The sequence below is a fragment of the Piscinibacter gummiphilus genome (genome assembly GCF_032681285.1).
Classification (GTDB): Bacteria; Pseudomonadota; Gammaproteobacteria; order Burkholderiales; family Burkholderiaceae_C; genus Rhizobacter; species Rhizobacter gummiphilus_A.
Genome location: NZ_CP136336.1, coordinates 3266762 through 3290798, shown reverse-complemented (window position 1 = coordinate 3290798; position 24037 = coordinate 3266762). Strand labels below are relative to the sequence as shown.

The following is a 24037-nucleotide window of genomic DNA, read 5'->3' as shown; positions in this document are numbered from 1 at the left end:
TTTCCAAATGTGACGGGTGGCCGGGGCATGTTTTCACACCGCTGGCGGCACGCCCATCCCTAAAGAACACGAAGGCCGGAGGGGCCCGTCGATAGAATCCGGCCCTCCCAGCGTCTTTGCATCACCCATGCCACAAGCCAGCACGCCCGTTCAGCCCACGCTTCCCGTGGTGATCGTCGGAGCGGGGCTTGCGGGCCTCACCGTGGCCTTGCACCTGGCTGACAAGCAGCCCGTGATCGTGCTGGCCAAGCGAAAGCTGAACGAAGGCGCCACGGCCTGGGCCCAAGGCGGCATCGTGGGCGTGCTGGGCACCGACGACAGCATCGAATCGCACGTGCGCGACACGCAGGACGCCGGCGCCGGCCTCGTCGACGAGCACACCGCCCGCTTCATCGCCGAGCACAGCGCAGCGGCCGTGGAGTGGCTGGTGGCGCGCGGCGTGCCGTTCTCGCCCGACCCCGAGGGCCCGCTCGGCCTGCACCTCACGCGCGAAGGCGGCCACGCGGTGCGGCGCATCGCCCACGCGGCCGATGCCACCGGCAAGGCCATCCACGACGTGCTCCTCGAGGAAGTGGCCAAACATCCCAACATCCAGCTGCGCGAGCGCTGGATGGCGGTCGACGTGATCACCTCGCGCCACCTCAAGCGCGACGAGCAGCCGCATTGCTACGGCGTCTACGCACTCGACATCGACCACCAGCGCGTCGAGACATTGCCCGCCGCGGCGGTGGTCATGGCCACGGGCGGCGCCGGCAAGGTCTACCGCTATACGACCAACCCCGACACCTCCACCGGCGACGGCATCGCGATGGCCTGGCGCGCAGGCGCCCGGGTCGGCAACATGGAATTCATCCAGTTCCACCCGACCTGCCTGTACCACCCGCAGGAGCGCAGCTTCCTCATCACCGAGGCGCTGCGCGGCGAGGGCGGCCACCTGAAGCTGCCCGACGGCACGCGCTTCATGCATGCGCACGACGAGCGCGGCGAGCTGGCCCCGCGCGACATCGTCGCCCGCGCCATCGACTTCGAGATGAAGAAGCACGGTGTCGACAACGTGCTGCTCGACGCCACGCACCTTGGGGCCGAGTTCCTGAAGGAACACTTTCCGACCATCTACGCGCGCTGCCTCAAGCTCGGCATCGACATCACCACGCAGCCCATTCCCGTGGTGCCTGCCGCGCACTACACCTGCGGCGGCGTGGTGACCGACCTGCACGGCCGCACCGACATCCCCGGCCTCTACGCCGTGGGCGAGACCACCTACACCGGCCTGCATGGCGCCAACCGCCTGGCCAGCAACTCGCTGCTCGAATGCGTGGTGCTCGGCCGCACCTGTGCCGCGAGCATCCTCACGCAGGGCGGGTGCGAGCAGGCCGTGCTGCCGGCGTGGGACGAAAGCCAGGTCGAGAACTCCGACGAGCAGGTGGTCATCTCGCACAACTGGGACGAGCTTCGCCTGCTGATGTGGAACTACGTGGGCATCGTGCGCACGACCAAGCGGCTGGAGCGTGCGCTGCACCGCATCTCGCTGCTGCGCGGCGAGATCGACGACTACTACGGCAGCTTCCGCGTCACGCGCGACCTGCTGGAGCTGCGCAACCTCGTCGACTGCGCCGAGCTGATCGTGCGCTCGGCGCTGATGCGGCACGAAAGCCGCGGCCTGCACTTCAGCCGTGACTTCCCGCAGACGCTGCCGGTGAGCTTCCCGACCATCCTCATGAGGCCTGCGGGGCGCACGCAGCGTGGGCCGCAGCCGCGCGGCGCGGGGCCCACGGGCCTTTGGCGATAGGTCTCAGCCCGGCACCAGCGCCGCCGGGTTGATCCCGAACATGCGCTTGAAGGTTCGCGTAAGGTGGGCCGAGTCGGCAAAACCGGCTTCGTGGGCGGCCTCGGTCCAGTTGCGGCCAGCCTGCGCCGACTGGATGGCCGCATTCAGGCGCAGCCACAGCACGTAGACGCGAAAGCCCGTGCCGGTCTCCTGCATGAAGAGATGACGCAGCCGGCTAGGTGACAGTGCCGCGGCCTCGGCCGCACTGGCGAGCGTCACGCCCCGGTGAAGCTGCGCGCGGGCATGCGCAATGGCCTTGGCCACGCGCGCGTCCACCGGCTCGGCGGGTGCCGGCACGCCTGCGAGAAGCTCGATGGCGTGGTGCGCCGCCTCGAGGGTGGCGGGCGCCGGGGCATGCAGCACTTGGCGCAGGCAGTCGAGCAGTGCCCGTTCCTGCGCGCCGGGCAGCGCCGCGATCGGCGAGTCGCCGAGCCATTGGCGCAGTGCGCGGCCCTGGGCCGTCTCGGGCTCGACGAAGAGGTGCGCGACCGTCGCGCCTTCCACCTCGAACTGATGCAGCCTGTCGGGGCCGACCAGCGCGGCGCTGAACTCCGTCCACCCGTCGCCTTCGCTGCGAAAGAGGCACACGCCGTCGAGGGCGAGCGCGATCTGCAAGGCATGGTGGCTGTGCCACTCGGTGCGGCCTTCGCCGCGGCCGATCCAGAGGCTGCCGCCCGTCCAGAAAAGCACGCGGCCGGTGGCCAGGGCCTTGGCTGCTGGCGGGCTGACCTGGTGCGCAGGGTGCACGGCGGGAGGCAGGTTCATCGCCACGAAGGTCAGCCCTTTCGTTCAATCCGCAAGAGGCGCGGCTCCGCAGAATTCTTCCACACACCCTTTGCAACCGGAGAACCTCGATGACCCGCTTCACCCGCCCCCTCAAGCCCTTCGCCCAGGCCGCCTCACTCGTCGCGCTGCTGCTGGTGTCGGCCTGCATGTCGCCGCCGGCGAATCTCGACACATCGCTTGATCGCCAGACGGTGGAAGGCCGCTATCGCATCCGCCTGCAGCCGCCCGCCAGCGCACCCGCCATCAACCAGATGCATGCCTGGGAGGTGAGCGTGGCCACGCCCGACGGACAGCCGGTGCGCCAGGCGCGCATCGCCGTCGACGGCGGCATGCCCCAGCACGGGCACGGCCTGCCCACGCGGCCCCGTGTGACACGCGAGCTGGCCGATGGCCGTTACCTCATCGAAGGCATGAAGTTCAGCATGACCGGCTGGTGGGAGATCAAGCTCGCGGTGCAAGGCGAGCAGGGGGCCGACAAGGTCACCTTCAACACCGTGGTGAAGGGCGGTTGAACCATGGGCCGCTCGACCCGCCTCTTGTTGGCCGGCAGCCTCGCGGTGCTCTTGCTTTGCGGCTTCAGTTTCAACCGCACGCCGCTGCGCGACCGCTGGAGCGGCGAGGAGCTGAAGCTGCTCGCCTCGATGCAACTCGACGCGCTGCCGCCCGCGCCGGCCGATGCGTCGAACCGCTTCGAGCGCTCGCCTGCTGCGGCGGCGCTCGGGCGCAAGCTTTTCCATGACGCGCGGCTGAGTGCCAACGGCCAGGTGTCGTGCGCCACCTGCCACGCCGCCGACCGCCAATTCCAGGACGGCGTACCCGTCGGCAAAGGCGTGGGCACCGGCACGCGCCGCAGCATGCCGATCATCGCGACGACCCACAGCCCGTGGAAGTTCTGGGACGGCCGCAAGGACAGCCTGTGGTCGCAGGCGCTCGGGCCCCTGGAAGACGGCGCCGAGCATGCGACCACCCGCGTGCACGTGAGCCGCCTCGTGCGCCAGCATCACCGCGACGAGTACGAAGCCGTGTTCGGCCGCCTGCCCGACATGGCGGCGTGGCCCGCAGATGCCGGCCCGCTCGGCACACCGGAGCAGCGCCGCGCCTGGGCCACCCTGCCTGCCTCGGTGCAAGCGGAGGTGAACCGCGTCTTCGCCAACGTCGGCAAGGCCATCGCGGCCTATGAGCGCTCGGTGAGCTACGGCGCCTCGCGCTTCGACCGCTACGTGCAGGCCACGCTGGCGGGTGATGCTCAAGGCCAGCAGCTGCTGTCACCCGCCGAGGTGCGTGGCCTGCGTGCCTTCATCGGCCCAGGGCAGTGCGCGACGTGTCACAACGGGCCGCTCTTCACCGACCAGCACTTCCACAACACCGGGGTGCCGCAGCGCGACCCGGGCCGGCCGGACCTCGGGCGTGCCGGCGCCATCGCCGCGCTATCGCGCGACGAGTTCAACTGCTTCGGCCCGCACAGCGATGCCGACAAGACCCGTGGCTGCGAGGAGCTGCGCTTTCTCGTCGACGAAGCCGACCCGGCGCTCAAGGGGGCGTTCAAGACCCCCAGCCTGCGCAACGTGGCGCTCAGGCCGCCCTACATGCACGCCGGCCAGCTGCCGAGCTTGCAGGCGGTGGTGGCGCACTACGTCGCGTCACCGGCCGCGACGGTGGGCCACAGCGAGCTGGCGCGCGAAGGGCATGTGCACGTCGAGCGCCAGCCGATCCGCCTGAGCGAAGCGCAGCTGCGTGACCTGGTGTCGTTCCTCGAAGCGCTTTCCGGGCCGGTGATCGACCCGCTGCGCTGAGGCCCGCTCAGAGCTTGGCGAGGCGCTCGTGGATGATCGCGTGCGCCTCGGCCATGATGCGGTCGATCAGCTCCTTCACGGTCGGCACGTCCTTGATGAGGCCGGCCACCATGCCGCACGACCAGGCGCCCAGGTCCATCTCGCCTTCTTTCATGATGCGCGGGTAGACGCCGGCCACCTCGGCGGCGATGTCTTCGAACTTGATCGACGCACCCAGCTCGCGCTCTTTCTGCAGCAGGCGGTCGACGGCGGCGTTCTTCAGCACACGCTCAGTGTTGCGCAGCGGGCGCATCACAAGACGGGTGTCGAGTTCGCTGGCGGCGACGATGGCGTCCTTCACGTTCTGGTGCACCGGGGCTTCCTTCGTCGCGATGAAACGCGTGCCCATGTTCATGCCGTCGGCGCCGAGCGAGAGCGCGGCCACGAGCGAGCGGCCATCGGCCATGCCGCCCGAGGCGACGAACGGGATCTTCAGCTCTTCGGCCGCACGCGGCAGCAGGATGAAGTTGGGCACGTCGTCTTCGCCCGGGTGTCCGCCGCACTCGAAGCCGTCGACGCTCACCGCATCGCAGCCGATGGCTTCGGCCTTCAGCGAGTGGCGCACCGAAGTGCACTTGTGGATCACCTTGACGCCAGCTTCCTTCAGCGCGGGCAGGTACTTCTGCGGGTTGTTGCCGGCCGTCTCGACCGCCTTCACGCCGCCTTCGATGATGGCCTTGATGTAGCCGGGATAGTCGGGCGTGTTGACCGACGGCAGGAAGGTGAGGTTCACGCCGAAGGGCTTCTTCGTCATCTCGCGGCAGCGTGCGATCTCCTTGGCCAGCAGCTCGGGCGTGCGCTGCGTGAGGCCGGTGATGATGCCCAGGCCACCGGCTTCCGAGACGGCCGCGGCCATCTCGGCGAAGCCGACGTAGTGCATGCCGCCCTGGATGATGGGGTGCTCGATGCCGAAGAGTTCGGTGATGCGGGTCTTCATGGGAGAGAGTCCTCTTGGGTGGGGAGTTCTAGGTGGAGGTCGTGAGGCGGGCGATGGCGGCCTGCTTGATTTCGCGTTTCAGGATCTTGCCGGAAGGCGTGCGGGGGAGGGGTGCTCTCGCAAGCTCGATGTAGCGGGGGATCTCGAACTTTGCGAGGTGCGCTTCGAGGAAGCGGCGCAGCTGGTCGACGTCGAGCCGGTCGGTGCCGTAGACGGTGGCGCCGACCTCTTCGCCGAGACGCTCGTCGGGCACTGCGTAGACCGAGGCCTCGATCACCTCGGGGTGCATCAAGAGGGCCGCTTCGACCGCGCCGCAGCCGATGTTCTCGCCGCCGCGGATGATCAGGTCCTTGATGCGGTCGACGATGTAGAGGTAGCCCTCGGCATCGATGGTGGCGCCATCGCCGGTGCGGAACCAGTCGCCGTCGAACGACTGCTGGTTCGCCTCGGGGTTGTTCCAGTAGCCGGTGAACACCGAGGTGCCGCGCACCCAGAGTTCACCGCGCTCGCCGGGTGGCAACACGCGGCCTGACTCGTCCGTGACCCGCAGTTCGAGCACCTGCGAGCAGTGGCCGGAACTGGTGGGGTGATCGAGATAGTCCTGGCCGACGATGCCGGCCCCGATGGCGTTGGTCTCGGTCATGCCCCAGCCGATGTTGGGAACGGCCTGCGCAAAGCTCGCGTCGATCTGGCGCACCTGCTCGGGTGCGCGCGGTGCGCCGCCGCCGCCGAGCGATGCGAGCGTGGCCAGGCTGTACTTGCCTGACTGCGCCACGCGGATCAGGTCGCCGGTGACGGCCGCCGGGCCACCGAGCGAGGTGAGGCGCTCGCGATCGATGAGCTCCGCGGCTTTTTCTGCGTCCCAGCGGTGCATGCTCGCGAGGCGACGCTGCAAGCGGTAGCTGCCCAGGTACGAGGAATGCAAGCCCGTCACATGGAAAAGCGGCACCGCCAGCAAGGTGCCGGGCTGCTCGACCGGCTCGGGGCGCACGACGCCGTTGACCTTGTCGAGGATGGCGTAGTCGAGCTCCCATGAGAGCAGCGCCGTGATCACCATGCGGTGCGTCGACGGCACGCCCTTGGGCCGGCCGCTGGAGCCTGAGGTGTAGAGCATGATCGCCAGGTCGTCGGGGTGCATGGCCACGGGCGGCATCGGCACATCGCCGACAGCCGCCGTCACGGCCTTCAGGTCGCGCGCGCCGGCCTTGAGCTCGATGGCACGCACGGCCAGCACCTGCAGGCCGTCGACGGGCTTCTGCGCCAGGCGGTCGAGCCGCTCCTGGTCGGCCAGCAGCACCTTCGCGCCACAGTCGACGAGCGCATAGGCCATGTCGTCGGCCTGCCAGTGCGCATTCATCGCCACTGCGATGGCGCCGATGGACGTGATGGCGCTGAAGGTCATCATCCACTCGGGATAGTTGCGCATCGAGATCGCGACACGGTCACCCGGCTTCACGCCGCACTGGTGGACGAGCACGTGCCCGATGCGCGAGGCCTGCTGCCACGCCTCGCGGAAGGTGTAGCGCTCGTCTTCGTAGATCAGGAAGGGCAGGTCGGTGACGTAGAGCTCGTAGTAGTCGCGCAGCGTGGGCGGGGCGTTCTTGAACGCCTTCACCTTGCGGCCATGGGCGACGATGTCGACCAGCTCGCCGGGCTGCCCCGGCGCGGTGAGTTCGGCGATCGCCTGGGCTCGGAGCATGGGTTCGGGCATTCAGCGCCCCTTGAAGACCGGCTCGCGTTTTTCGACGAATGCCTTGGCGGCTTCCTTGTGGTCTTCTGTCTGCCCGCAGTGGATGTGGTGCGTGGCTTCGAGGTCCAGGCACTCGTCGACCTCGCCGGCCATCGCACGGTTGAGGTTCTCCTTCATGTACCGGTAGGCGACCGCCGGGCCCATGGCGAGGCGGGCGGTGATCTCGTTGGTGCGCGCGCCCAGGTGGTCGGGCTCGGCCACCCAGTTGGCGAGGCCCAGGCGCAAGGCTTCGTCGGCCGACACGCGGTCGGACAGCATGTACAGCTCGCGTGCCTTGGCGGCGCCGATGAGCTGCGTCATGAAATAGGTGCCGCCGTAGTCGCCGGCGAAGCCGACCTTTGCGAACGCGGTCGTCATGAAGGCACTGCTGCTCATGAGCCGCAGGTCGCAGGCCATCGCGAGCGAGAGGCCGGCGCCAGCCGCGGCACCGGGCAGCACGGCAAGCGTGGGCTTGGGCATCTTGAAGAGGCGACCGGCCGTTTCCCGCTGGCTGTGGCGCTGCTGGTGGATGGCTTCGTCGATCGTGCGCTGGCCCACCGTGCCGTCACCGGCCGCGGCCATGCCCTTCACGTCGCCACCGGCGCAGAAGGCTTTGCCTGCGCCCGTGAGCACGATGCAGCGCACCTCGCTGTTGAACTCGGCCGCGACGAGTTGCTGCTGCATGGCCTGCAGCATGGCGCGCGAGAGCGCGTTGCGCGCCTCGGGGCGGTTCATCGTGAGCGTGAGCACGCCGCTGTGCAGCGTGGCTTGGAGGTCGGGCGTGCCGGTGTCGAGCGTGGTCATGGGCTGTCTCCTGTCGTCTTACTTCACGAGGCCGAGTTCGCGCGCGTCTTTTTCATAGTTGGCATACGAGGCCTTGAGCGTCGCGCTGTTCAAGATCATCTCGGCCGCCAGCGTGCGCGTGCCGGCCACGTAGACCTGGGTGCGGATCCAGCACGACTCTGTGCGCGCGCTTTCGCTCAGGGCGATGATTTCGCGTTCCAGGTCATACGACTGGCCGACGAAGAGCGGGCCTTTGATCAAACGGATCTGCTGGCCGGCAAAGAGGCCGACCGCGGGTTGCTTGCCCTTGAAGCCGGCGAGCGCCGAGGTGCTGCCGAGCAGCACGCTGATCATCTCGATCGGGATGATGGCGCGGCCCCAGGGCGACGAGGCACCGCCCTCGGCCGTGTACCAGGGCGAGGGCTCGGTGATGACCTTGAGCTTCGAGTTCAGCGTGAAGGGGTAGTAGTCGCCCATGTGCTGGTCGAAGCCCATGGCGATGGTTTCCTTCTGCGCGCCACGCTGGCCGACCTTGAGGTCGCGGTTGATTACGAGGCCGGGGGCGGGGCGCAGCTTGGCGATGCGCTGCGGGATCTCGTGTTGCGCATCGGGCACGTCGCCGACGGAGGCCGTGCCGGTGAGCACGGGCGTGCCGTCTTTCTTCTCGGCCCAGATGCGCACGAGCTTCTCGCTCCCCAGGCCTTGACCACGAGACGGTGGCTGCACGAACGCACGCACCTCCTCGCCTTCGACCACCATGTTCTGGTAATGCGCGCTGATGCAGCCGCTCTCGAACCAGGCGTTGCCGAAGAGGCTCACGAGCAGCGGGTCGAACTGGCTGAAATGCGTGGGGCCTTCGATGGGGCCGGCCTTGAGGCCGAGGTCACCGGCGGTCTTGTCGTCGTGGATGGACAGGTGGCCGCCGTAGGTCTGCTCGGCGAGCATCTGGCGGGGTTGGCGCAGTGGGCCGCACAGGGCGAGGGTGGTGTCGAAGGGGGCGGTCATGGATCGTCCTGGCAGCGATGAATGAGAGAGGACGAGCATAGGCTTCGCGATTGGCCTTCACAGTCACGCGGGTGTCAGGCGCTGGCGCGGCGATGGCGGAAGATGCAAGCCCCGCGCGGCTTCGGGCCGCGTCTACCCCAACACTCCGCACAAACCCGAATCCGAAAATGGAACTGACCACCACCACGCCCCTGCCAGCCCACGGCTGCATCGAAACGCAAGTCGTCGGCAACGTGCTCCTCATCGGCATCAACCGCCCGGCCAAGCGCAACGGCTGGACGCCCGAGATGTTCCGCCAGCTGGGCGAGGCGTACACGCGGCTGGACGACGACCCCTCGCTCTTCGTCGGCGTGCTTCATGCGTTCGGCGACCACTTCACCGCAGGCCTCGACATGCCGGCCGTGCAGTCGCACCTGGAGCGTGGTCAGAAGCTGATCCCCGAAGGGCTGGTCGAGCCGCACGACTTCGGCAAGCCCGGCTACCGCCGGCGCACCAAGCCGGTGGTGGCCGCGGTGAAGGGCATCTGCTTCACGGTGGGCATCGAGCTAATGCTGGGGGCCGACATCGTGGTGGCGGGTGAAGACTGCCGCTTCTGCCAGAAGGAAGTGCAGCGCGGCCTGATGCCGGGTGGCGGTGCGACGCTGCGCATGTCGGAGCGTGCGGGCCTCGGCAACGCGATGCTCTATCTGCTGACCGGCGACGAATTCGACACGCCCACCGCCTACCGACTCAACTTCGTGCAGAAGGTGGTGCCGAATGCGCTGGTGCTCGAGGAGGCGCTGGCGATTGCGCAGCGCATCGCGGCACAGGCGCCGCTGGCGGTGACGGCAACGCGACTGAACGCGATCAAGGCGGTGGAAGAAGGCCCCGCAGCTGCGGTGGCCGACTTCGCCGCCATCAGCAAGAAGATCTTCGCGAGTGAAGACTGGGCCGAGGGCGTGCGCTCCTTCGTCGAGAAGCGCCCCGCGGTGTTCAAGGGTCGCTAACGGCGATCCTTCATGGCGCTTGACTATGAGCGCGCCTTCATGGCGCTTCGGGCCTGCACGAATTCGAACGCGTACTTCACCGCCTCGGCGATGGCCACTTCGTTGTGGGCGCGCTCGTTCTCCGTGAGGTAGAAGACCAGGTCGACGTCGTGGCGGATGTAGCGCGGCGGCAGCCGGTTCAGCGCCACGCAGGCCACGTCGGCCAGTTGGTCGCGCGGCACCTGGTACTTCGCGGCCGAGGCCAGCACGGCCTCGAAGATGATCCGCTCGTAGTGGTTGTGGATCGACTCGAAATCAGATGCGCTCATGGTGTTCCCCCGTGGGCGCAATCTCGATTCAAAGACGTTCGAGCACCCGCATCGAATAGTCGACCGCCTTCACATCCTTGGTCAAGCGGCCGATGGAGATGCGGTCGACGCCGGTGGCGGCAATTTCACGAATCTGGCCCAGCTGCACATTGCCCGACACCTCGAGCAGCGCACGGCCTTGGGTGATGGCCACCGCTTCGCGCATCAGCGGTTCGGTGAAGTTGTCGAGCAGAACGCTTTGCGCACCGGCATCGAGGGCTTCGCGCAGCTGCTCGAGGCTCTCGACTTCGATCTGGATGTCGACGCCGGAATTCAGCGCCTGCGCCCGGCGCAGCGCCTGCGCCACGCCACCGGCGGCGGCGATGTGGTTTTCCTTGATGAGGATTCCGTGCCACAGCGCCAGCCGCTGGTTCTGGCCGCCACCCACACGCACCGCGTATTTCTGCGCCTGGCGCAGGCCGGGGATGGTCTTGCGCGTGTCGAGCACGGCGCAGCCGCGCGGGTTGGGCGAGGCGCCGGCGATGGCGTCGACATGGCGGCGCGTGACAGTGGCCGTGGCCGAGAGCAGCTGCAGGAAGTTGAGCGCAGGGCGTTCGGCAGACAGCAGGGCACGCGCATTGGCTTCGATGTGGCAGACGAGCGTGTCGGGTGCCATCAACGCACCTTCGGCCACGTGCCACTCGATGCGGGCATCGTTGTCGAGGGCCTTGATGCAGCCATCGAACCATTCGCGCCCGCACAGCACCGCTTCTTCGCGCACCAGCACCCGCGCCTTCACGCGCTGTGCGCCGGGCACGAGCATGGCCGTCCAGTCGTGGCGGCCGATGTCTTCGCTCAGCGCATCGTTGATGTTGCGTTCGCGCGCTTGTTCGAGGGTTTCGTTCTTGTCGTACATGGCAGGCTCAGGCGGCGCCGATGTTGGGCACGAGGCCCGGTTTCTGGGTGGCGGTGGGGTTGCGCTTCACGAAGTCGAGCATGCGCTCGATGCAGCCGAGCGCCTGGCTGCGGATCGGCTCTTCGACATGGATCTCGCCCGTGCCGCTTTCCAGGCAGCTCACCACCCCCTGCAGTGCGTTCATCGCCATCCACGGGCAGTGCGCGCAGCTCTTGCAGGTGGCGCTGTTGCCGGCGGTGGGCGCTTCGATCAGCGTCTTGCCCGGTGCGAGCTGGCGCATGCGGTGCAGGATGCCGTTGTCGGTGGCGACGATGTAGGCCGGTGCGTTGCCCTGCACCACGGCATTGAGCAGCTGAGAGGTCGAGCCCACCACGTCGGCCTGCTTGACCACGCTCTCGGGCGACTCGGGGTGCACCAGCACCATCGCACCGGGGTGCTGCGACTTGAGCAGGTCGAGCTCGAGGCCCTTGAACTCGTCGTGCACGATGCAGGCGCCGTTCCACATCAGCATGTCGGCATGCGTCTGCTGCTGGATGTAGCGGCCGAGGTGGCGGTCGGGCGCCCAGAGGATCTTCTCGCCCTGGTCCTTCAGGTGCTTCACGATGGCGAGCGCGCAGGAGCTCGTCACCATCCAGTCGGCGCGGGCCTTCACCGCGGCGCTGGTGTTGGCGTAGACGACGACCTTGCGGTCGGGGTGGGCATCGCAGAAGCGGGCGAAGTCGTCTGCGGGGCAGCCGAGGTCGAGCGAGCAGGTCGCGTCGAGGTCGGGCATCAGCACGCGCTTGTCGGGGCTGAGGATCTTGGCGCTCTCGCCCATGAAACGCACGCCCGCGACGACGAGCGTCTTGGCGGCATGGTCGCGGCCGAAGCGGGCCATCTCCAGCGAGTCGGCCACGCAGCCGCCGCTTTCCAGCGCGAGGTCTTGCAGGTCGCCGTCGACGTAGTAGTGGGCGACGAGCACGGCCTGGTGCTTCGCGAGCAGCGCCTTGGCGCGCTCTTTCCAGCTCTGCCGCTGGTCGGGGGTGAGGGGCTCGGGGACTTTCGCCCAAGCGTGGGCGGTGCAGCTGGCGCCGGTGGCGTCTTGCCGCGTGTAGTCGAACAGCACTTGGCTCATGGCTGGGTGTGAGGTGGTCCGTGAAGCGCACGGGGGCGGTCATGGTAGCCCAGCACCCTGACCCATGTGGCGTGCGTGGGCCGCAAGAAAAAAGGGTGCGGGCCTTGCGGCTCGCACCCGAAGGGACGACAGCTCAGAAAACTCGGTTCAGGGCGTGGCGAAGGCCGCCAGCCAGTTCAGGTTCGCTTTCAGGCCCCATTGGGTGGAGCCGTTGCGCCAGGTGGCGTCGAGGACGTCGGCGCTGCCCACGCAGCCGCCCGCGGCGCGCTGGTAGCAGTGGTCGGCCGAGAGATCGCCGACGGCGGTGTCGCGGACCATGATCCAGCCGCTGCCGTTGCCGCTCAGGCATTCGTAGGCCAGGGCACCGCAGGTGCGGCCGGCGACCGACTCGGACGAGCCGCGCACGGTGGTGGCGGTGCCGCCGGGGAAGATGTCGCTCTGGCCGTTGACGATGCGCAGGTTGTCTTTGGGCAGCTTGTAGTTGCCCGGCGTCATGCACGAGGTCATGCCGTAGACGGTGTAGAGCGTGTGCGAGCCCATGCCGTAGGCGGCCCGCACGCGGGTGTCGTAGTTCTTCGCGTTGATCGCGATCACCGAGCCCTGGCTGAACCCGGCGACGACGATGCCCTTGCTGCAATCGGCGGTGCTGCGGGCGCAGAGCTTGGCGACGGCGCTGCTCGAGCTTCCGCTGTTGTAGATGTACTTCGCCTTGGCGAGGATCTGCGAGCAGGTGCCGAAGAGGCTGCTGTCGTATTGCACGGCCGCCGCGACGAAACCCTTGGCTGACATCTCGGCCACCGCGGCCATGGCCTGGCCGTTGTCGTAGCTCTCGGTGGTGCCGACTGTGTAGATGAAGACCGGGTGCTTGCCCGACGCGGGCTCGGTGCCCTTGATGCGGTAGGTGGTGAGACCCGCGCTGTAGGTGGCGCTGAAGTCGGCCGCGATGGCCTGCGTGCCAAACAGGGCCGCCCCCACCACGCCGACGATGCCGGCCAGGCGCTTGAGGGTCTGCAGGGAAGTCCGTGTGTCCATGCGATCTAGTTTTGCACGATGGTGCAAAAGATCGGCCTGTGACTTACCCGATCAGGGTCGGAGAGGGTTGTTTTTGCCTGCCAAGGGCGCTATTTTTGATCGGTGGTGCATAAATCACGAATCGACGAGCCGGCTGGGTGCCGGCGGCTGCTCAGCCCAGGCTCTGCTCCGCTTCCATCAGCTTGTAGCGCGCCAATGCGAGGTTGGTGCGTTGCTTGTCGAGCACGGCGAAGAGAAAGAGGCCCTTGTGCCGCGCTGCGTTGCGCATCACATGGTGGCGCGGCCCGGCACTTGTCATCACCTCGTCGATCTCGGTGGTGAGACCGAGTTGCCTCGCGAGATGCTGGTGGCTGCGCATGAGCTGCGCGCTGGCGGCGGCAGCGAGGTCGAGTTCGACCGGCTGGTCCTTGCGCTCCTGCCGGGCCAGGATGAGGCCGGAACTCGCATCGACCACGGCGCAGGCGAAGAGACCGTCGAGTGCAGACAGCACGTCGAGGGCGCGGTCAGCGAGGGCGGGGTCGAGCAGCGGGCGACGCAACGGAACCGTGGCGTCATAGGCGGCGGCTGGCGCCGAGACCGGCAGCGACACCTTGGCGCCCGCGACGCTGGCGCCCGTGCTGGAGAGATCGGCGACCTTGATCTGGAAGCCGTCGAGCCCCGGGGCCAGCGCGGGTGGCGGGCCCCACACGGGCTCCTTCTTCACGCGGTTCCACATGCCCAAGAGCGAATTCCACACGGCCGATGCACTGGTCAGCGCTTCGTTGAGCACCTGCACCTTCAGGCGTGCAGGCCACTCGATCATGCCGATCTTGTTGGCGATCCACACCGCGTTGGGCGGCAGCATGAAGAGCAGGGTGGGGCAACGCCAGTTGGCATGGCGCACGGCGGCCTGCAGGGTGTCGAGCATCTCGTCAATCGCATGCGGCTGCATGGCGCCGACGATCACCGCCGTCATGTGGCTGCGCTCCATGAGCGCCAGCGGCACGGCCGCATTGGCGGTGCCGGGCGCCCGCACATCGGCGTGGTAGATGCGCAGCATGTCTTCGTTGCGCCGCTCGAGCGTGGTGCGCTCGATGGTTGCGAGCGTGCGAAGCGTGCCTTGCTCGCGCAGGTGCAGCCGCTCGATGGGCCGGCCGCTCGCATCCGACAAGGCCTTGATGACGGCGCTCGCCCACACGGCGGTCGGGTCGTAGAGCGCGATCAGGCGGGTGGCGGTGTCGAGGTCAGATCGCGTGGCGGTGAAGTGGTCGCGGATTGCCTGCGCGGGGGAGCCAGAGACGACGAGGTCGCGCTGGTGGCTGTCGACCATCTGTCCGCGGTCGTTGACCTCGGTGGCCACGCTCTCGAGGATGGCGGTGGCGGCGAATCCGTGATCCGGATCTTCTGGCGCGGGGTTGCCGCGGATGGTGCGCAAGTCACCGAATAGCGAGCTGAGCATGGTCGTGTACTCCCGTACCTCGCGCCGTGGACGGCGCTGTTGATGCGGGAGTCTAGGCTCGTCCCGCGCCGGCCACATCCCACGGTTTGCAACCAGTGGTTGAAAAGGGGGCATTGGTTTGAGGGGGGCCGGCTGAGGGCTCGCAATGGGTTTGTCATTAATAACAAATACCCACGGCGCGGTTGCGGCAGGGTATCGACTTCATGTCATCTGTTTCCAGAAGAAAAAATGATCGGCTGTGCAAATATATCGGGATACCATGCTTTTGCACTGCAACATTGCGATTTGCGGGCGTCGAAAGGTGGTCGATGACTGAGTTTCAGAATTCTCGATATTGAGCCTGCGTCCGCAGCGCTGTAGCCCGGCCCAGCTCATACGCGGCCGGCTGACCGTCACACCACCTCCGAATTTGAATGTGTGGGTTTCTCCATCTCGCGGAGAGGCCTTTCCATACCCATTTACTTGCTGGAAATGGGTTAACCCGTGTCGCCGTCAAATTTACGGCGATATTCCCTCGATGTCAGGAAGGACATAACCATGAAAAAGAATCTGTTGGCCGCCCTCGCGATCACCGCTTGGCTTGCAAGCGGCCCGACCTTTGCCGCTGCCCAAGGCAGCGCAAGCGAAGCCAAATCGATGCTCCAGAAGGCGGTGGCGGCGATCAAGGCCGACAAGGCCAAGGCGCTGAACCAGATCTCGCTCGGCGAGAACGGCTTCCGTGACCGCGACCTCTACCCGTTCTGCGGTGGCCCCGACGGCAACTTCAGCGCCCACCCCCGGATGACCGGCAAGAGCATGAAGACGCTCAAGGCCCAGGATGGCGAAGCGCTCGGCATGCGCCTGTACGACTCGGCCAAGGAAGGCGAGATCAACGAGATCGAATACCAGTGGCCGAAGCCGGGCGCCAAGGAGCCGGTCACCAAGGTGAGCTACGTCACCAAGGTGGGCGACCAGGTGTGCGCGGTCGGCTACTACAAGTGATCGGCAAGATCAGCTGAAGAAGACGCTCGGTGGCGCGCCCACCGAGCGTCTCACCATCGCGGTGAACGCACTCGGGCTCGCGTAGCCCAGCTCGGCCGAGATCACCGCCATCGGCACCTTGCGCGCCGCCATCGTGAGCGCCTTGGCCAAGAGCACCTGCTGGCGCCACTGCAGGAAGGTCGTGCCCAGCTCGCTGCGAAAGAGCCGCGCCACCGTGCGGGCGCTCGCGCCGGTCTCGGCGGCGCAGGTCTCGAGCGTGCTCCAGCGGGTGGGGTCGTCGAGCACCGATTCGCACAGGGCGCGCAGGCGCTTGTCTTGCGGCAGGTCCACGCCGATGGGCACCTGCTGCGCGCGGCGCAGCTCGTCGAGCACGAGCGCAATGATGTGGTGTTCGCGCGGCTCGGGCCTGTGCCCGGGCGAGAGCGCACCGGGCTCGACGCCCAGATGCATGACCAGCTCGCGCAGCAGGCTCGACACCTCGATCACCCGGCATTGGTGCCAGGGCGAATCGGGGCCCGCGTCGATCTCGGGGCCGATGTGCCGATCGTCCTGGTGCAGGTAGAGCGTGCGGATCTCGGCGTCTTCCACCACGTTGACCATGTGCTCCACATGCGGCGGGATCCATACCGCTCGCGAGGGCGGCACGATGTACGTGCTCTGCGTGGCAGTCATGCGGATCACGCCCGTCACCGAGAACGCCAGCTGACCCCACGGGTGGCTGTGCGGGTCGATGTGGGTGTCGGCCGCGAGGCGGCGCATCTTGGCGCGCACCGGATGCTCGGCGGTGGGCGCGTAGCGCAACGGGTCGACGGGCGGAACGCTCGTGCGCCGGCGGCTGGCATCGGTGGGGGTCTGGCGGCGCATGTCTGTTTCTCGATAGAAATTGACGAACTATCGTAACTCTGTCGACCTGCCCCCGCCTAGAGTCCTGGCAATCGCATTCACGCTGCTTCCATGACTTCCGCTTCCATTTCCCTGTCGCAAGACGCGAAGACCATCAGCCTGATCGGTCTCGCTCACGGCACCTCGCACTTTTTCCACATGCTGCTGGCGCCGCTGTTCCCGCTCTTCATCCGCGATTTCGGCTTCAGCTATTCCGAGCTGGGGCTCTTGGTGTCTGTGTTCTTCGTCGTTTCGGGCGTGGGGCAGGCGCTGGCAGGCTTTCTGGTCGACCGTGTCGGCGCTCGGCCGGTGCTCTTCGTCGCCTTGAGCTGCTTCGTGCTCGCCGCGATGTCGGTCGCCACCGCCCAGAGCTACGCAGGGCTGATGCTTGCCGCCATGCTCGCGGGCCTGGGCAACTCGCCCTTCCACCCGGTCGACTTCACCATCCTCAACAAGCGCGTGTCGCAGCCGCGGCTGGGCCATGCGTTTTCGGTGCACGGCATCACCGGCAACCTGGGCTGGGCGGCGGCGCCGGTGTTCCTCGCAGGCCTCACGGCGGCCACCGGGTCGTGGCGCATTGCCGCGGCCGGCATGGGGGTGTGGGCGCTCTTCGTGATCGCCGTGCTGTGGCTGCACCGCGAGGCGATCGACGACCGCGCCGGAAGTTGGGCCCATGAAGGTGCTGCGGCCAAGGCGGCCGCACCGGTGAACGAGCATCCCCTTGCCTTCCTGCGCTTGCCCTCGGTGTGGCTGTGCTTCTCGTTCTTCTTCTGGTCGACCTGCTCGCTGAGCGCGATCCAGAGCTTTGCGAGCCCGGCGTTGCAGAAGATGTACGACCTGCCGTTGTCGATCACCGCGTTCGTCGTCACCGGCTACATGTTGTGCGGCGCGGCGGGCATGGTGGTGGGCGGCTTCCTCGTGAGCCGCACGCAGCGCCTGGAACGCATCATCGGCTTCTGCCTGATGGGCGCGGCGGTGCTGCTGGGGGTCGTGGCCTCGGGGGCGCTGCCGGGCCTGCTGGCGTGCGCGGTGGCATCACTGGCAGGCTTCGGCGTGGGCCTCGCCGGCCCCTCGCGCGACATGCTCATCAAGCAGGCCGCACCTCCCGGGGCGACGGGGCGTGTCTACGGCACGGTGTACTCCGGGCTGGACCTGGGCTTCGCGATCGCGGCCCCCGTCTTCGGCGCGTTGCTCGACCACGGTTCGCCCTCCGGCGTGTTCTACGGCTCCGCGCTCGCCCTCGTGCTCGGAGTGGCGTCGGCCTCGCTCGTGGGCATCGGCATTGCACAACTGCGCGGGGCCCGTAAAGTCGCCGCATGACGACTTCTTCTGAACGCCTCGCCGGCCACGCGCTGGTGGAGGCTCTGGTGGCGCAAGGCGTCACCACGGTGTTCGGCGTGCCGGGCGAGAGCTACCTCGCCGCGCTTGATGGCTTCCATGAACACCGCGACAAGATCCGCTTCATCGCCTGCCGGCAAGAAGGCGGCGCGGCCTTCATGGCCGAAGCGCAAGGCAAGCTGACCGGCCGCCCCGGCGTGTGTTTCGTGACCCGCGGGCCCGGCGCCACCAACGCGAGCATCGGCCTGCACACCGCGTTTCAAGACAGCACGCCGATGGTCCTCTTCATCGGCCAGGTGGCGAGCGACCAGCGCGATCGCGAGGCCTTCCAGGAGCTCGACTACCGACAGATGTTCGGCCCCGGCACGCTCGGCTTTGCCAAGTGGGTGGGCGAGGTGCACGACGCCGACCGGCTGCCCGAATACATCTCGCGCGCCTTCCACACCGCGATGCAAGGCCGCCCCGGCCCGGTGGTGCTGGTGTTGCCGGAAGACATGCTCACGAAAGAGACCCGCGCCGCGGTGCTGCCGCGCGCCGAGCCTGCGCAGGCCTGGCCGGCGCCGGGTGGGCTGCGCGACGTGCGCTCGATGCTGCTCGCATCGCGGCGCCCCTTCGTCATCGTGGGCGGTGGCGGCTGGGACGCCGCCTCGTGCGCCGCGATGCAGCGCTTCGCCGAGAACTGGAAGCTGCCCGTCGGCTGCGCCTTCCGCTTTCAAGACGTGTTCGACAACCGCCACCCGCAGTACGCCGGTGACGTGGGCATTGCCATCAACCCGAAGCTCGCCGAGCGCATCCGCAACGCCGACCTCGTGCTCGCCATCGGCCCGCGCCTGGGCGAGATGACGACCAGCGGCTACACGCTCCTGCAGCCGCCTCGGCCGGTGCAGAAGCTCATCCACATCCACGCGGGGCCCGAGGAACTGGGTCGTGTGTATGCCGCCGACCTGCTGCTGCAATCGTCGATGGCGAGCGCCGCGAAAGCACTCGAAGGCCTCACTGCACCGACGCAGTTGCCGTGGGCGGCATGGACCGAAGAGGCCCATGCCGACTACGAAGCGAACCACATTGCGCAAGACGTGCAGCCGCTCGACATGGCCGTCGTCATCAAGACCATCCAGCGGCTCGCGCCCGACGACACGGTCTACACCAACGGCGCCGGCAACTACGCGGGCTGGCTGCACCGCTACTGCCGCTACCACGGCCTGCAGCACCACGGCCGCACGCAGCTCGCGCCGACCTCGGGTGCCATGGGCTATGGGGTGCCTGCGGCCGTGGCGGCGGCGCTGCTGTACCCAGAGCGCACGGTGGTCAACATCGCCGGTGACGGCGACTTCCTGATGACCGGCCAGGAGCTGGCCACGGCCACCGGCTACGGCGCCAGGCGCCTCGTCAGTGTGGTGGTCGACAACGGCACCTACGGCACCATCCGCATGCACCAGGAGCGCGAGTACCCCGGGCGCGTGAGCGGAAGCGACCTCTTCAACCCCGACTTTGCTGCGCTCGCGCGGGCTTACGGCTGGCAGGCGTGGTCGCTCTCGCGCACCGAAGAGTTCGAGCCGGCCTTTGCCGAAGCGCTCGCCTCGCAGCGGCCGGCCTTGCTGCACCTGAAGCTCGATGCCGACGTCAGCACCAGCCGCAGCACGCTCACCGCCATCCGCAACGCCGCGCTCAAGTCTTCGGCGAAGGCTTGAGGAAGAGCAGCACCAGGCCCACGAGCACCACGCCCGCGGCGAGCCATTCGAACGAGGTCACCACCTCGCCGAGCACCACCACGCCCAGCAGCATGGCGATCACCGGGTTGACGAAGGTGTAGCTCGACGCGACCGCCGCGCTCGTGCGCGCGAGCAGCAGCATGTAGGCGTTGAACGCGATCAGCGAGCCGAAGACGACGAGGTAGGCCCACGCGGCCACCGCGGCAGGTTCCGGAGGCCACTGCGGCGCTTCGCCGCGAAGCGCTGACATCACCATCAGCACGGCACCTCCACCGACCATCTCACTCGCAAAGCCGGCGAGGCCAGGCGCCAGCGGCAGGCTACGCTGGCTCAGCACACTGCCGAGCGACCACGCCGCGCACGCGATCGCGATGGCGGCCAGGCCTGCGGGCGAGGCCTGGAAGCCAGCGCCCTGGGTCAGCATCAGCACCCCACACAGGCCGACGACGATGCCGGCCAGTTCCAGTCGCCCGGGCCTGATGCCCCACAAGCGGTTGAGCGCCGCGATCATCAGCGGCACCACGGCGATGAAGGCGACGACGAGACCGGAGCCGACGGTCTGCTCGGCATAAGCGACCCCGCCCATCCCGCCGCCGAGCATGAGGGCGCCGACCACCAGCGCATGCACCCATTGCCGCCGTGTCGGCATGGCTGCGCCGCGCCAGGCCATCCACGCCAGCACCGACAAGCCGGCCACGAGAAAGCGCGAGCCCATCTGCAGGAAGGGCGGGAAGCTGATCAGCGCAAACTTGATCGCGAGGTAGGTCGAACCCCACACGATCCAGGTGGCGGCCAGGCAGGCCAGCAGCAGCGGGCTGAGCCCGGCGCGTGTGGAAGAGGCGAGGTTGGCGGTGCTGTCCATGCGCCGCATCGTAGGAAAGGAAAGCGTTGGCCTGAATGGCAAACTCATGCTTCTTCCGTTCGTCTGCTTGCTGGTTTCAAAGCACAAAGCGAGGTTTGCCTTGAACTCCGATCTCGACGCCTATGACACCCGCATCCTGGCCGAGCTGCAGGCCGATGCGCGCCTCTCGATGGCCGAGCTCGGCCGCCGCGTGCACCTGAGCCAGCCTGCGGTGACCGAACGCGTGCGCAAGCTCGAAGGGGCCGGCGTCATCACCGGCTACCGCGCGTCGGTCGATCTCTCGAAGCTCGGCTACGGCATCCGCGCGCTCGTGCGCGTGGGCCGCGCCGAATACGCGCGCGTGGTCAAGCTCGTGAGCCAGACGCCCGAAGTTGTCAACGCCTTCAACGTGACCGGCGAAGACAGCTGGATCCTCGAGATTGCGGTCGTCGACGTGCCGCACCTCGACACGGTGGTGAGCCGCTTCTGCCTGCTCACCGAGACCTCCACCGCGATCATCCTGAACGTGGCGCGCGAGCACCACGCGATGCTGCCGCCGCGGCGCGAAGATGCGAAAACGACCGTCGGCCGCAGGAAGGCGGCTTGATCAGCGCCCGGCTACCTGCGACACGTAGCGGGCGAGCAGGGCGATCTCGTTGTCCGACAGCTTGTCGCGAAACGAGGGCATCACGCCCAGCCCGTTGCGCAATGCCTGCACCACGCGTGCCTCGTCGGGCTTGAGTTCGTCGAGCACCGGGCCGATCTCGCCGGTGGCGCCGGCATCGCGCAGGGTGTGGCAGGTGGCGCACGAGGGGGCCGCACCGCTCGTGAAGAGCTTGCGGCCGGCCTCCCGGTCATCGGCCTGCGCGCCCAGGCTGGCCGCGGCCAGGGCGGCCGCGGCGATGCAACGTCGCGTGTTCACGCAGCGACGACGGTCACGGCGTGGTCGGCCCAGCTGTTGTTGCCGTAGCCGGACACGTTTTCCTCGCGCTGCTGCGGTTGCACCTGGCCGGCGGCGTCGGTGGCGCGGCTGACGAGGGTGTGAGTGCCGGCCGGCAGGTTCGCCTGGATGGCGAACTGGCGCCAGGCGAAGGGGCCGAGGTCGGGGCCGACGAGCTTGGCATCGCGCCAGGTCTTGCCGCCGTCGGTCGACACTTCGACGCGTTTGATCGGCGAGCCACCGCTGAAGGCCACGCCAAGGATCTGCGCCGGGCCGGCCGCGAGCTTGCCGTCGCCGGAGGGCGTGTTGATCCACGACTTCACGTTCATCAGGAGCACCGAGGCCTGCGACGGCTCGGCCTTCTGGCCCATCGGCGTCATGCGGTAGCCGTGCGACATGATCTTCGCCTTGCTCTCGCTCGGGGTGAGCGCGATGCGCTTGACGTACTTGATGTTGTTGACGCCCTGGTAACCGGGCACAACCAGGCGCAGCGGGCCACCGTGGGCCACCGAGAGGGGTGCTCCGTTCATTTCCCAGGCCAGCATGGCATCTTGCAGCGCGGCGATCGGCACCGAGCGCTCGACCACCACGCTCAGCGGGTCGACACCTTCGGGCAGCTTCTCGCCACCGGTGCCGGTGATGTAGAGCATGCCGCCCTGTGCGCCACCCAGTCGCTCGATCACCGACTTGAGCGGCACGCCGGCCCAGATCACGCAGCCGGCCGCGCCCACCTTCCACGGCGTGCCACTCGGCTTGTGCGGGAAGAAGCCGCGGCCGTTGCCGCTGCACTGCAGAACGGTGGCCACCGAGATGAAGTCGATAGTCTTCAGCTGGGCCAGCGTCAGCGTGCCCGGCTTGGCGACACCTTCGAAGGCGACCTGCCAGGCGTCCCGGTCAGCGAGCACGCTCTCGGGCATGGCCGGCAGGTTGTTGCGCACGTAGAGGCGCTCGGCCGGGGTGACGAGGCTCGCACCCATCGAACTGCGCTTCGTCTCGAGCGTGCTGCTGCTGTGGATGATGAGGCTGTCGGCGTCTTTCCAGGCGGCGTAGGCCGGCAGCTTCGGTGCAGCGGGCGCGGCCGGCGGCACGACGGGCGCCGGTGCCGCAGTGGCGGTCGGTGCGCCCGTGGCGCAGCCGGCCAGGGGTGCAGCCACGAGCGCGGCGCTGCCGGCGAGGAGTTGACGGCGGCGGACATCGGTTGGCATGGACATGGCGGTCGATCGCTCCAAAAAGTAAGTGCAAGAAAGCAGTGCTGGAAAACCCGTAGCGGCGGCGTGGGCTTGCGGACTGACGGGCGCGAAGCATATCCAGCGCGCCGGAATACGCCAAATCGCTGAATCCATTGCTTACACCTTACTCGTCCTGTGCTGTCAACCGGAAGCGGGTGCTGCCGAAAATAACGAACGCACAAAGAAGGTGCTGCCTTTGCAATGAAGGCAGGTTCAAAACCGCGCAGGAGGACATCGTCATGTTGGGAATTCGCCAGGTACTCGCTGTCTGTTTTTCGCTGGGCGCGAGTGTTGCCCATGCACAACTCACCGCCATGATCGCGGTCGAGCCGACATCCAAGAAAGACTCGCTCGCCGTCGTCACGGCCACGGTCGAATCGGCCATCAGCAAGGCCACGGGCCAGGCCGCCAAAGTCTTCATCAACGAAGACCTGACCGACGTGATGCGTGCCACCCGCACCGGCGAGGTCGACATCTACATCGCACCACCGCAGGTGGCCGCCTCGGCGCTCTCGCGCGGCTACGAACTCATCGGCTCCACCAACCCGATGGAGCAGTACGTGCTCGTCACCCGGCGCGACAGCTACACCGTGGCCGCGCTCGGCGGCCGGCGCCTCTACCTGCCGCAGCAGGACTCGGTCTACTCCTACGTGGCGCGCGGCATGCTCAACGCGGCCGGGCTGTCGTTCCAGAACCTGCAGGTCGAATTTGCGCGCTGGCCGAGCGCCGGCCTGATCGCGGTCGACATGGGTGTGTTCGATGCGACCGTCGTGCGCCAGAGCGAATGGAACGACTGGGTGAAGACCCGGGGGCCGGCGCTTCACGCCGTCTCGACCTCGATTCCCGTGCCGGGCGGTCTGTCGGTGGTGGTGCGCAAGACGCTTCCCGAGAAGTCGCGCGAGAAGCTCGCGCGCTGGTTCGCCACCAACGCCACCTCGTCGGGCCTGAAGCCCGTGATGGAGCGGCCCGACATGTCGACCTACAAGGCCGTGGCCGAGCTGGGCTATTTCACGCCCAACAGCCTGCCGGGCGCCGACGTGGTGAAGGCGGCCGACGTGCGCAAGCTCGTGGCCGAAGGTGCGGTGATCGTCGACACGCGCTCGGAGAAGGAATACAAGGCGAAGCGCATCCCGCAGGCGGTGTTCGTGCCGTACCACGAGAAGAGCCTGAAAGACGTCGCCTTCGACCCCGCGAAAGACGACTTCCGTGACCTCGCCAAGCTTGACAAGGAGAAGCCCACCATCTTCTCGTGCAACGGCGCCGAGTGCTGGAAGTCGTACAAGGCCTCCAAGGCAGCCGTGGCGGCGGGCTTCAAGAAGGTCTACTGGTTCCGTGGCGGTTTGCCCGAGTGGGAAAGCACAGGCCTGCAGGTCGCGCAGAACTGACAGGGGTGCCGGGCATGCCCGGCACGATGGCAAACTTCACCCGTGCTGCACCGCCG

At 67.8% G+C, this 24037-nt stretch carries 23 protein-coding genes; 9 read left to right on the top strand and 14 right to left on the bottom strand.

Features of this window, described 5'->3' with window-relative positions:
• Window positions 1–127 precede the first annotated feature (127 nt).
• Window positions 128–1789 (top strand): L-aspartate oxidase, encoded by a 1662-nt coding sequence (gene nadB / locus RXV79_RS15330; protein WP_316698688.1) that lies wholly within the window; start codon window positions 128–130, stop codon window positions 1787–1789.
• Between the two features lie 3 nt (window positions 1790–1792).
• Here nadB and RXV79_RS15325 read toward each other — a convergent pair whose 3' ends face one another.
• Window positions 1793–2593 carry a helix-turn-helix transcriptional regulator gene (locus RXV79_RS15325; RefSeq protein WP_316698686.1) on the bottom strand — a complete coding sequence of 267 codons (801 nt, stop codon included), beginning with the start codon at window positions 2591–2593 and terminating at the stop codon, window positions 1793–1795.
• Between the two features lie 89 nt (window positions 2594–2682).
• Here RXV79_RS15325 and RXV79_RS15320 point away from each other — a divergent pair, with 89 nt between their 5' ends.
• Together RXV79_RS15320 and RXV79_RS15315 are read left to right on the top strand one after the other, a co-directional pair.
• A complete protein-coding gene (locus tag RXV79_RS15320; RefSeq protein WP_316698684.1) occupies window positions 2683–3126 on the top strand; it encodes a FixH family protein in 444 nt (147 codons plus the stop codon).
• A 3-nt stretch (window positions 3127–3129) separates the two neighbouring features.
• Entirely contained in the window at window positions 3130–4407 is a 1278-nt protein-coding gene (locus tag RXV79_RS15315) for a cytochrome-c peroxidase (protein WP_316698682.1), read from the top strand.
• A 7-nt stretch (window positions 4408–4414) separates the two neighbouring features.
• Here the strand turns inward: RXV79_RS15315 and RXV79_RS15310 are convergent, their stop codons facing one another.
• The 4 genes from RXV79_RS15310 to RXV79_RS15295 are packed head-to-tail and all read right to left on the bottom strand — an operon-like array spanning window position 4415 to window position 8900.
• On the bottom strand, window positions 4415–5383 hold the full coding sequence (locus RXV79_RS15310; RefSeq protein WP_316698681.1) for an NAD(P)H-dependent flavin oxidoreductase: 969 nt from the start codon (window positions 5381–5383) through the stop codon (window positions 4415–4417).
• A 28-nt stretch (window positions 5384–5411) separates the two neighbouring features.
• Window positions 5412–7094 carry a class I adenylate-forming enzyme family protein gene (locus RXV79_RS15305; RefSeq protein ID WP_316698680.1) on the bottom strand — a complete coding sequence of 561 codons (1683 nt, stop codon included), beginning with the start codon at window positions 7092–7094 and terminating at the stop codon, window positions 5412–5414.
• Window positions 7095–7916 carry an enoyl-CoA hydratase gene (locus RXV79_RS15300; RefSeq protein ID WP_316698679.1) on the bottom strand — a complete coding sequence of 274 codons (822 nt, stop codon included), beginning with the start codon at window positions 7914–7916 and terminating at the stop codon, window positions 7095–7097. It lies immediately after the preceding gene.
• A gap of 18 nt (window positions 7917–7934) precedes the next feature.
• On the bottom strand, window positions 7935–8900 hold the full coding sequence (locus tag RXV79_RS15295) for a hypothetical protein (RefSeq protein WP_316698677.1): 966 nt from the start codon (window positions 8898–8900) through the stop codon (window positions 7935–7937).
• Between the two features lie 167 nt (window positions 8901–9067).
• Here RXV79_RS15295 and RXV79_RS15290 point away from each other — a divergent pair, with 167 nt between their 5' ends.
• Window positions 9068–9886 carry a crotonase/enoyl-CoA hydratase family protein gene (locus RXV79_RS15290; RefSeq protein ID WP_316698676.1) on the top strand — a complete coding sequence of 273 codons (819 nt, stop codon included), beginning with the start codon at window positions 9068–9070 and terminating at the stop codon, window positions 9884–9886.
• A 23-nt stretch (window positions 9887–9909) separates the two neighbouring features.
• Here the strand turns inward: RXV79_RS15290 and RXV79_RS15285 are convergent, their stop codons facing one another.
• From RXV79_RS15285 to RXV79_RS15265, 5 genes are all read right to left on the bottom strand, one after another.
• A complete protein-coding gene (locus tag RXV79_RS15285) occupies window positions 9910–10194 on the bottom strand; it encodes a late competence development ComFB family protein (RefSeq protein WP_316698675.1) in 285 nt (94 codons plus the stop codon).
• A gap of 28 nt (window positions 10195–10222) precedes the next feature.
• Window positions 10223–11089 carry a carboxylating nicotinate-nucleotide diphosphorylase gene (nadC, locus tag RXV79_RS15280; protein ID WP_316698673.1) on the bottom strand — a complete coding sequence of 289 codons (867 nt, stop codon included), beginning with the start codon at window positions 11087–11089 and terminating at the stop codon, window positions 10223–10225.
• A 7-nt stretch (window positions 11090–11096) separates the two neighbouring features.
• Entirely contained in the window at window positions 11097–12203 is a 1107-nt protein-coding gene (gene nadA, locus RXV79_RS15275; protein ID WP_316698671.1) for a quinolinate synthase NadA, read from the bottom strand.
• 147 nt (window positions 12204–12350) lie between these two features.
• On the bottom strand, window positions 12351–13235 hold the full coding sequence (locus RXV79_RS15270; protein ID WP_316698669.1) for a hypothetical protein: 885 nt from the start codon (window positions 13233–13235) through the stop codon (window positions 12351–12353).
• A gap of 151 nt (window positions 13236–13386) precedes the next feature.
• Complete coding sequence (locus tag RXV79_RS15265) at window positions 13387–14673, bottom strand: roadblock/LC7 domain-containing protein (RefSeq protein WP_316698667.1); 1287 nt, start codon at window positions 14671–14673, stop codon at window positions 13387–13389.
• A 537-nt stretch (window positions 14674–15210) separates the two neighbouring features.
• Between RXV79_RS15265 and RXV79_RS15260 the strand changes: the two genes are divergently transcribed.
• On the top strand, window positions 15211–15654 hold the full coding sequence (locus tag RXV79_RS15260) for a cache domain-containing protein (RefSeq protein ID WP_316698666.1): 444 nt from the start codon (window positions 15211–15213) through the stop codon (window positions 15652–15654).
• 9 nt (window positions 15655–15663) lie between these two features.
• Here RXV79_RS15260 and RXV79_RS15255 read toward each other — a convergent pair whose 3' ends face one another.
• Window positions 15664–16518: an AraC family transcriptional regulator gene (locus RXV79_RS15255; RefSeq protein WP_316698664.1), complete on the bottom strand. Its 855-nt coding sequence runs from the start codon at window positions 16516–16518 to the stop codon at window positions 15664–15666.
• A 90-nt stretch (window positions 16519–16608) separates the two neighbouring features.
• Here RXV79_RS15255 and RXV79_RS15250 point away from each other — a divergent pair, with 90 nt between their 5' ends.
• Together RXV79_RS15250 and RXV79_RS15245 are read left to right on the top strand one after the other, a co-directional pair.
• Window positions 16609–17856 (top strand): MFS transporter, encoded by a 1248-nt coding sequence (locus RXV79_RS15250; protein WP_316698663.1) that lies wholly within the window; start codon window positions 16609–16611, stop codon window positions 17854–17856.
• Window positions 17853–19565, top strand: a complete 1713-nt coding sequence (locus tag RXV79_RS15245) for a thiamine pyrophosphate-binding protein (RefSeq protein WP_316698662.1) — start codon at window positions 17853–17855, stop codon at window positions 19563–19565. Before RXV79_RS15250 ends, RXV79_RS15245 begins: the two co-directional genes overlap by 4 nt.
• On the opposite strand, the gene yedA is transcribed toward RXV79_RS15245, so the two are convergent.
• Window positions 19543–20448 (bottom strand): drug/metabolite exporter YedA, encoded by a 906-nt coding sequence (yedA, locus tag RXV79_RS15240; protein WP_413816617.1) that lies wholly within the window; start codon window positions 20446–20448, stop codon window positions 19543–19545. The two genes, RXV79_RS15245 and yedA, sit on opposite strands and share 23 nt — an antisense overlap.
• Before the next feature lie 46 nt (window positions 20449–20494).
• Between yedA and RXV79_RS15235 the strand changes: the two genes are divergently transcribed.
• Window positions 20495–21034 (top strand): Lrp/AsnC family transcriptional regulator, encoded by a 540-nt coding sequence (locus RXV79_RS15235; RefSeq protein ID WP_413816616.1) that lies wholly within the window; start codon window positions 20495–20497, stop codon window positions 21032–21034.
• Here the strand turns inward: RXV79_RS15235 and RXV79_RS15230 are convergent, their stop codons facing one another.
• On the bottom strand, window positions 21035–21349 hold the full coding sequence (locus tag RXV79_RS15230) for a SorU family sulfite dehydrogenase c-type cytochrome subunit (RefSeq protein ID WP_413816615.1): 315 nt from the start codon (window positions 21347–21349) through the stop codon (window positions 21035–21037). It abuts the gene before it with no gap.
• On the bottom strand, window positions 21346–22578 hold the full coding sequence (locus tag RXV79_RS15225; RefSeq protein ID WP_316698657.1) for a SorT family sulfite dehydrogenase catalytic subunit: 1233 nt from the start codon (window positions 22576–22578) through the stop codon (window positions 21346–21348). The genes RXV79_RS15230 and RXV79_RS15225 overlap by 4 nt, the downstream gene beginning before the upstream one ends.
• A 332-nt stretch (window positions 22579–22910) precedes the next feature.
• Between RXV79_RS15225 and RXV79_RS15220 the strand changes: the two genes are divergently transcribed.
• Window positions 22911–23981 carry a PhnD/SsuA/transferrin family substrate-binding protein gene (locus RXV79_RS15220; protein ID WP_316698656.1) on the top strand — a complete coding sequence of 357 codons (1071 nt, stop codon included), beginning with the start codon at window positions 22911–22913 and terminating at the stop codon, window positions 23979–23981.
• Window positions 23982–24037 lie beyond the last annotated feature (56 nt).

Coding starts and splice junctions, on each gene's coding strand:
- nadB (WP_316698688.1), top strand. CDS start 128: ATGCCACAAGCCAGCACGCCCGTTCAGCCCACGCTTCCCGTGGTGATC.
- RXV79_RS15325 (WP_316698686.1), bottom strand. CDS start 2,593: ATGAACCTGCCTCCCGCCGTGCACCCTGCGCACCAGGTCAGCCCGCCA.
- RXV79_RS15320 (WP_316698684.1), top strand. CDS start 2,683: ATGACCCGCTTCACCCGCCCCCTCAAGCCCTTCGCCCAGGCCGCCTCA.
- RXV79_RS15315 (WP_316698682.1), top strand. CDS start 3,130: ATGGGCCGCTCGACCCGCCTCTTGTTGGCCGGCAGCCTCGCGGTGCTC.
- RXV79_RS15310 (WP_316698681.1), bottom strand. CDS start 5,383: ATGAAGACCCGCATCACCGAACTCTTCGGCATCGAGCACCCCATCATC.
- RXV79_RS15305 (WP_316698680.1), bottom strand. CDS start 7,094: ATGCCCGAACCCATGCTCCGAGCCCAGGCGATCGCCGAACTCACCGCG.
- RXV79_RS15300 (WP_316698679.1), bottom strand. CDS start 7,916: ATGACCACGCTCGACACCGGCACGCCCGACCTCCAAGCCACGCTGCAC.
- RXV79_RS15295 (WP_316698677.1), bottom strand. CDS start 8,900: ATGACCGCCCCCTTCGACACCACCCTCGCCCTGTGCGGCCCACTGCGC.
- RXV79_RS15290 (WP_316698676.1), top strand. CDS start 9,068: ATGGAACTGACCACCACCACGCCCCTGCCAGCCCACGGCTGCATCGAA.
- RXV79_RS15285 (WP_316698675.1), bottom strand. CDS start 10,194: ATGAGCGCATCTGATTTCGAGTCGATCCACAACCACTACGAGCGGATC.
- nadC (WP_316698673.1), bottom strand. CDS start 11,089: ATGTACGACAAGAACGAAACCCTCGAACAAGCGCGCGAACGCAACATC.
- nadA (WP_316698671.1), bottom strand. CDS start 12,203: ATGAGCCAAGTGCTGTTCGACTACACGCGGCAAGACGCCACCGGCGCC.
- RXV79_RS15270 (WP_316698669.1), bottom strand. CDS start 13,235: ATGGACACACGGACTTCCCTGCAGACCCTCAAGCGCCTGGCCGGCATC.
- RXV79_RS15265 (WP_316698667.1), bottom strand. CDS start 14,673: ATGCTCAGCTCGCTATTCGGTGACTTGCGCACCATCCGCGGCAACCCC.
- RXV79_RS15260 (WP_316698666.1), top strand. CDS start 15,211: ATGAAAAAGAATCTGTTGGCCGCCCTCGCGATCACCGCTTGGCTTGCA.
- RXV79_RS15255 (WP_316698664.1), bottom strand. CDS start 16,518: ATGCGCCGCCAGACCCCCACCGATGCCAGCCGCCGGCGCACGAGCGTT.
- RXV79_RS15250 (WP_316698663.1), top strand. CDS start 16,609: ATGACTTCCGCTTCCATTTCCCTGTCGCAAGACGCGAAGACCATCAGC.
- RXV79_RS15245 (WP_316698662.1), top strand. CDS start 17,853: ATGACGACTTCTTCTGAACGCCTCGCCGGCCACGCGCTGGTGGAGGCT.
- yedA (WP_413816617.1), bottom strand. CDS start 20,448: ATGGACAGCACCGCCAACCTCGCCTCTTCCACACGCGCCGGGCTCAGC.
- RXV79_RS15235 (WP_413816616.1), top strand. CDS start 20,495: ATGCTTCTTCCGTTCGTCTGCTTGCTGGTTTCAAAGCACAAAGCGAGG.
- RXV79_RS15225 (WP_316698657.1), bottom strand. CDS start 22,578: ATGTCCATGCCAACCGATGTCCGCCGCCGTCAACTCCTCGCCGGCAGC.
- RXV79_RS15220 (WP_316698656.1), top strand. CDS start 22,911: ATGATCGCGGTCGAGCCGACATCCAAGAAAGACTCGCTCGCCGTCGTC.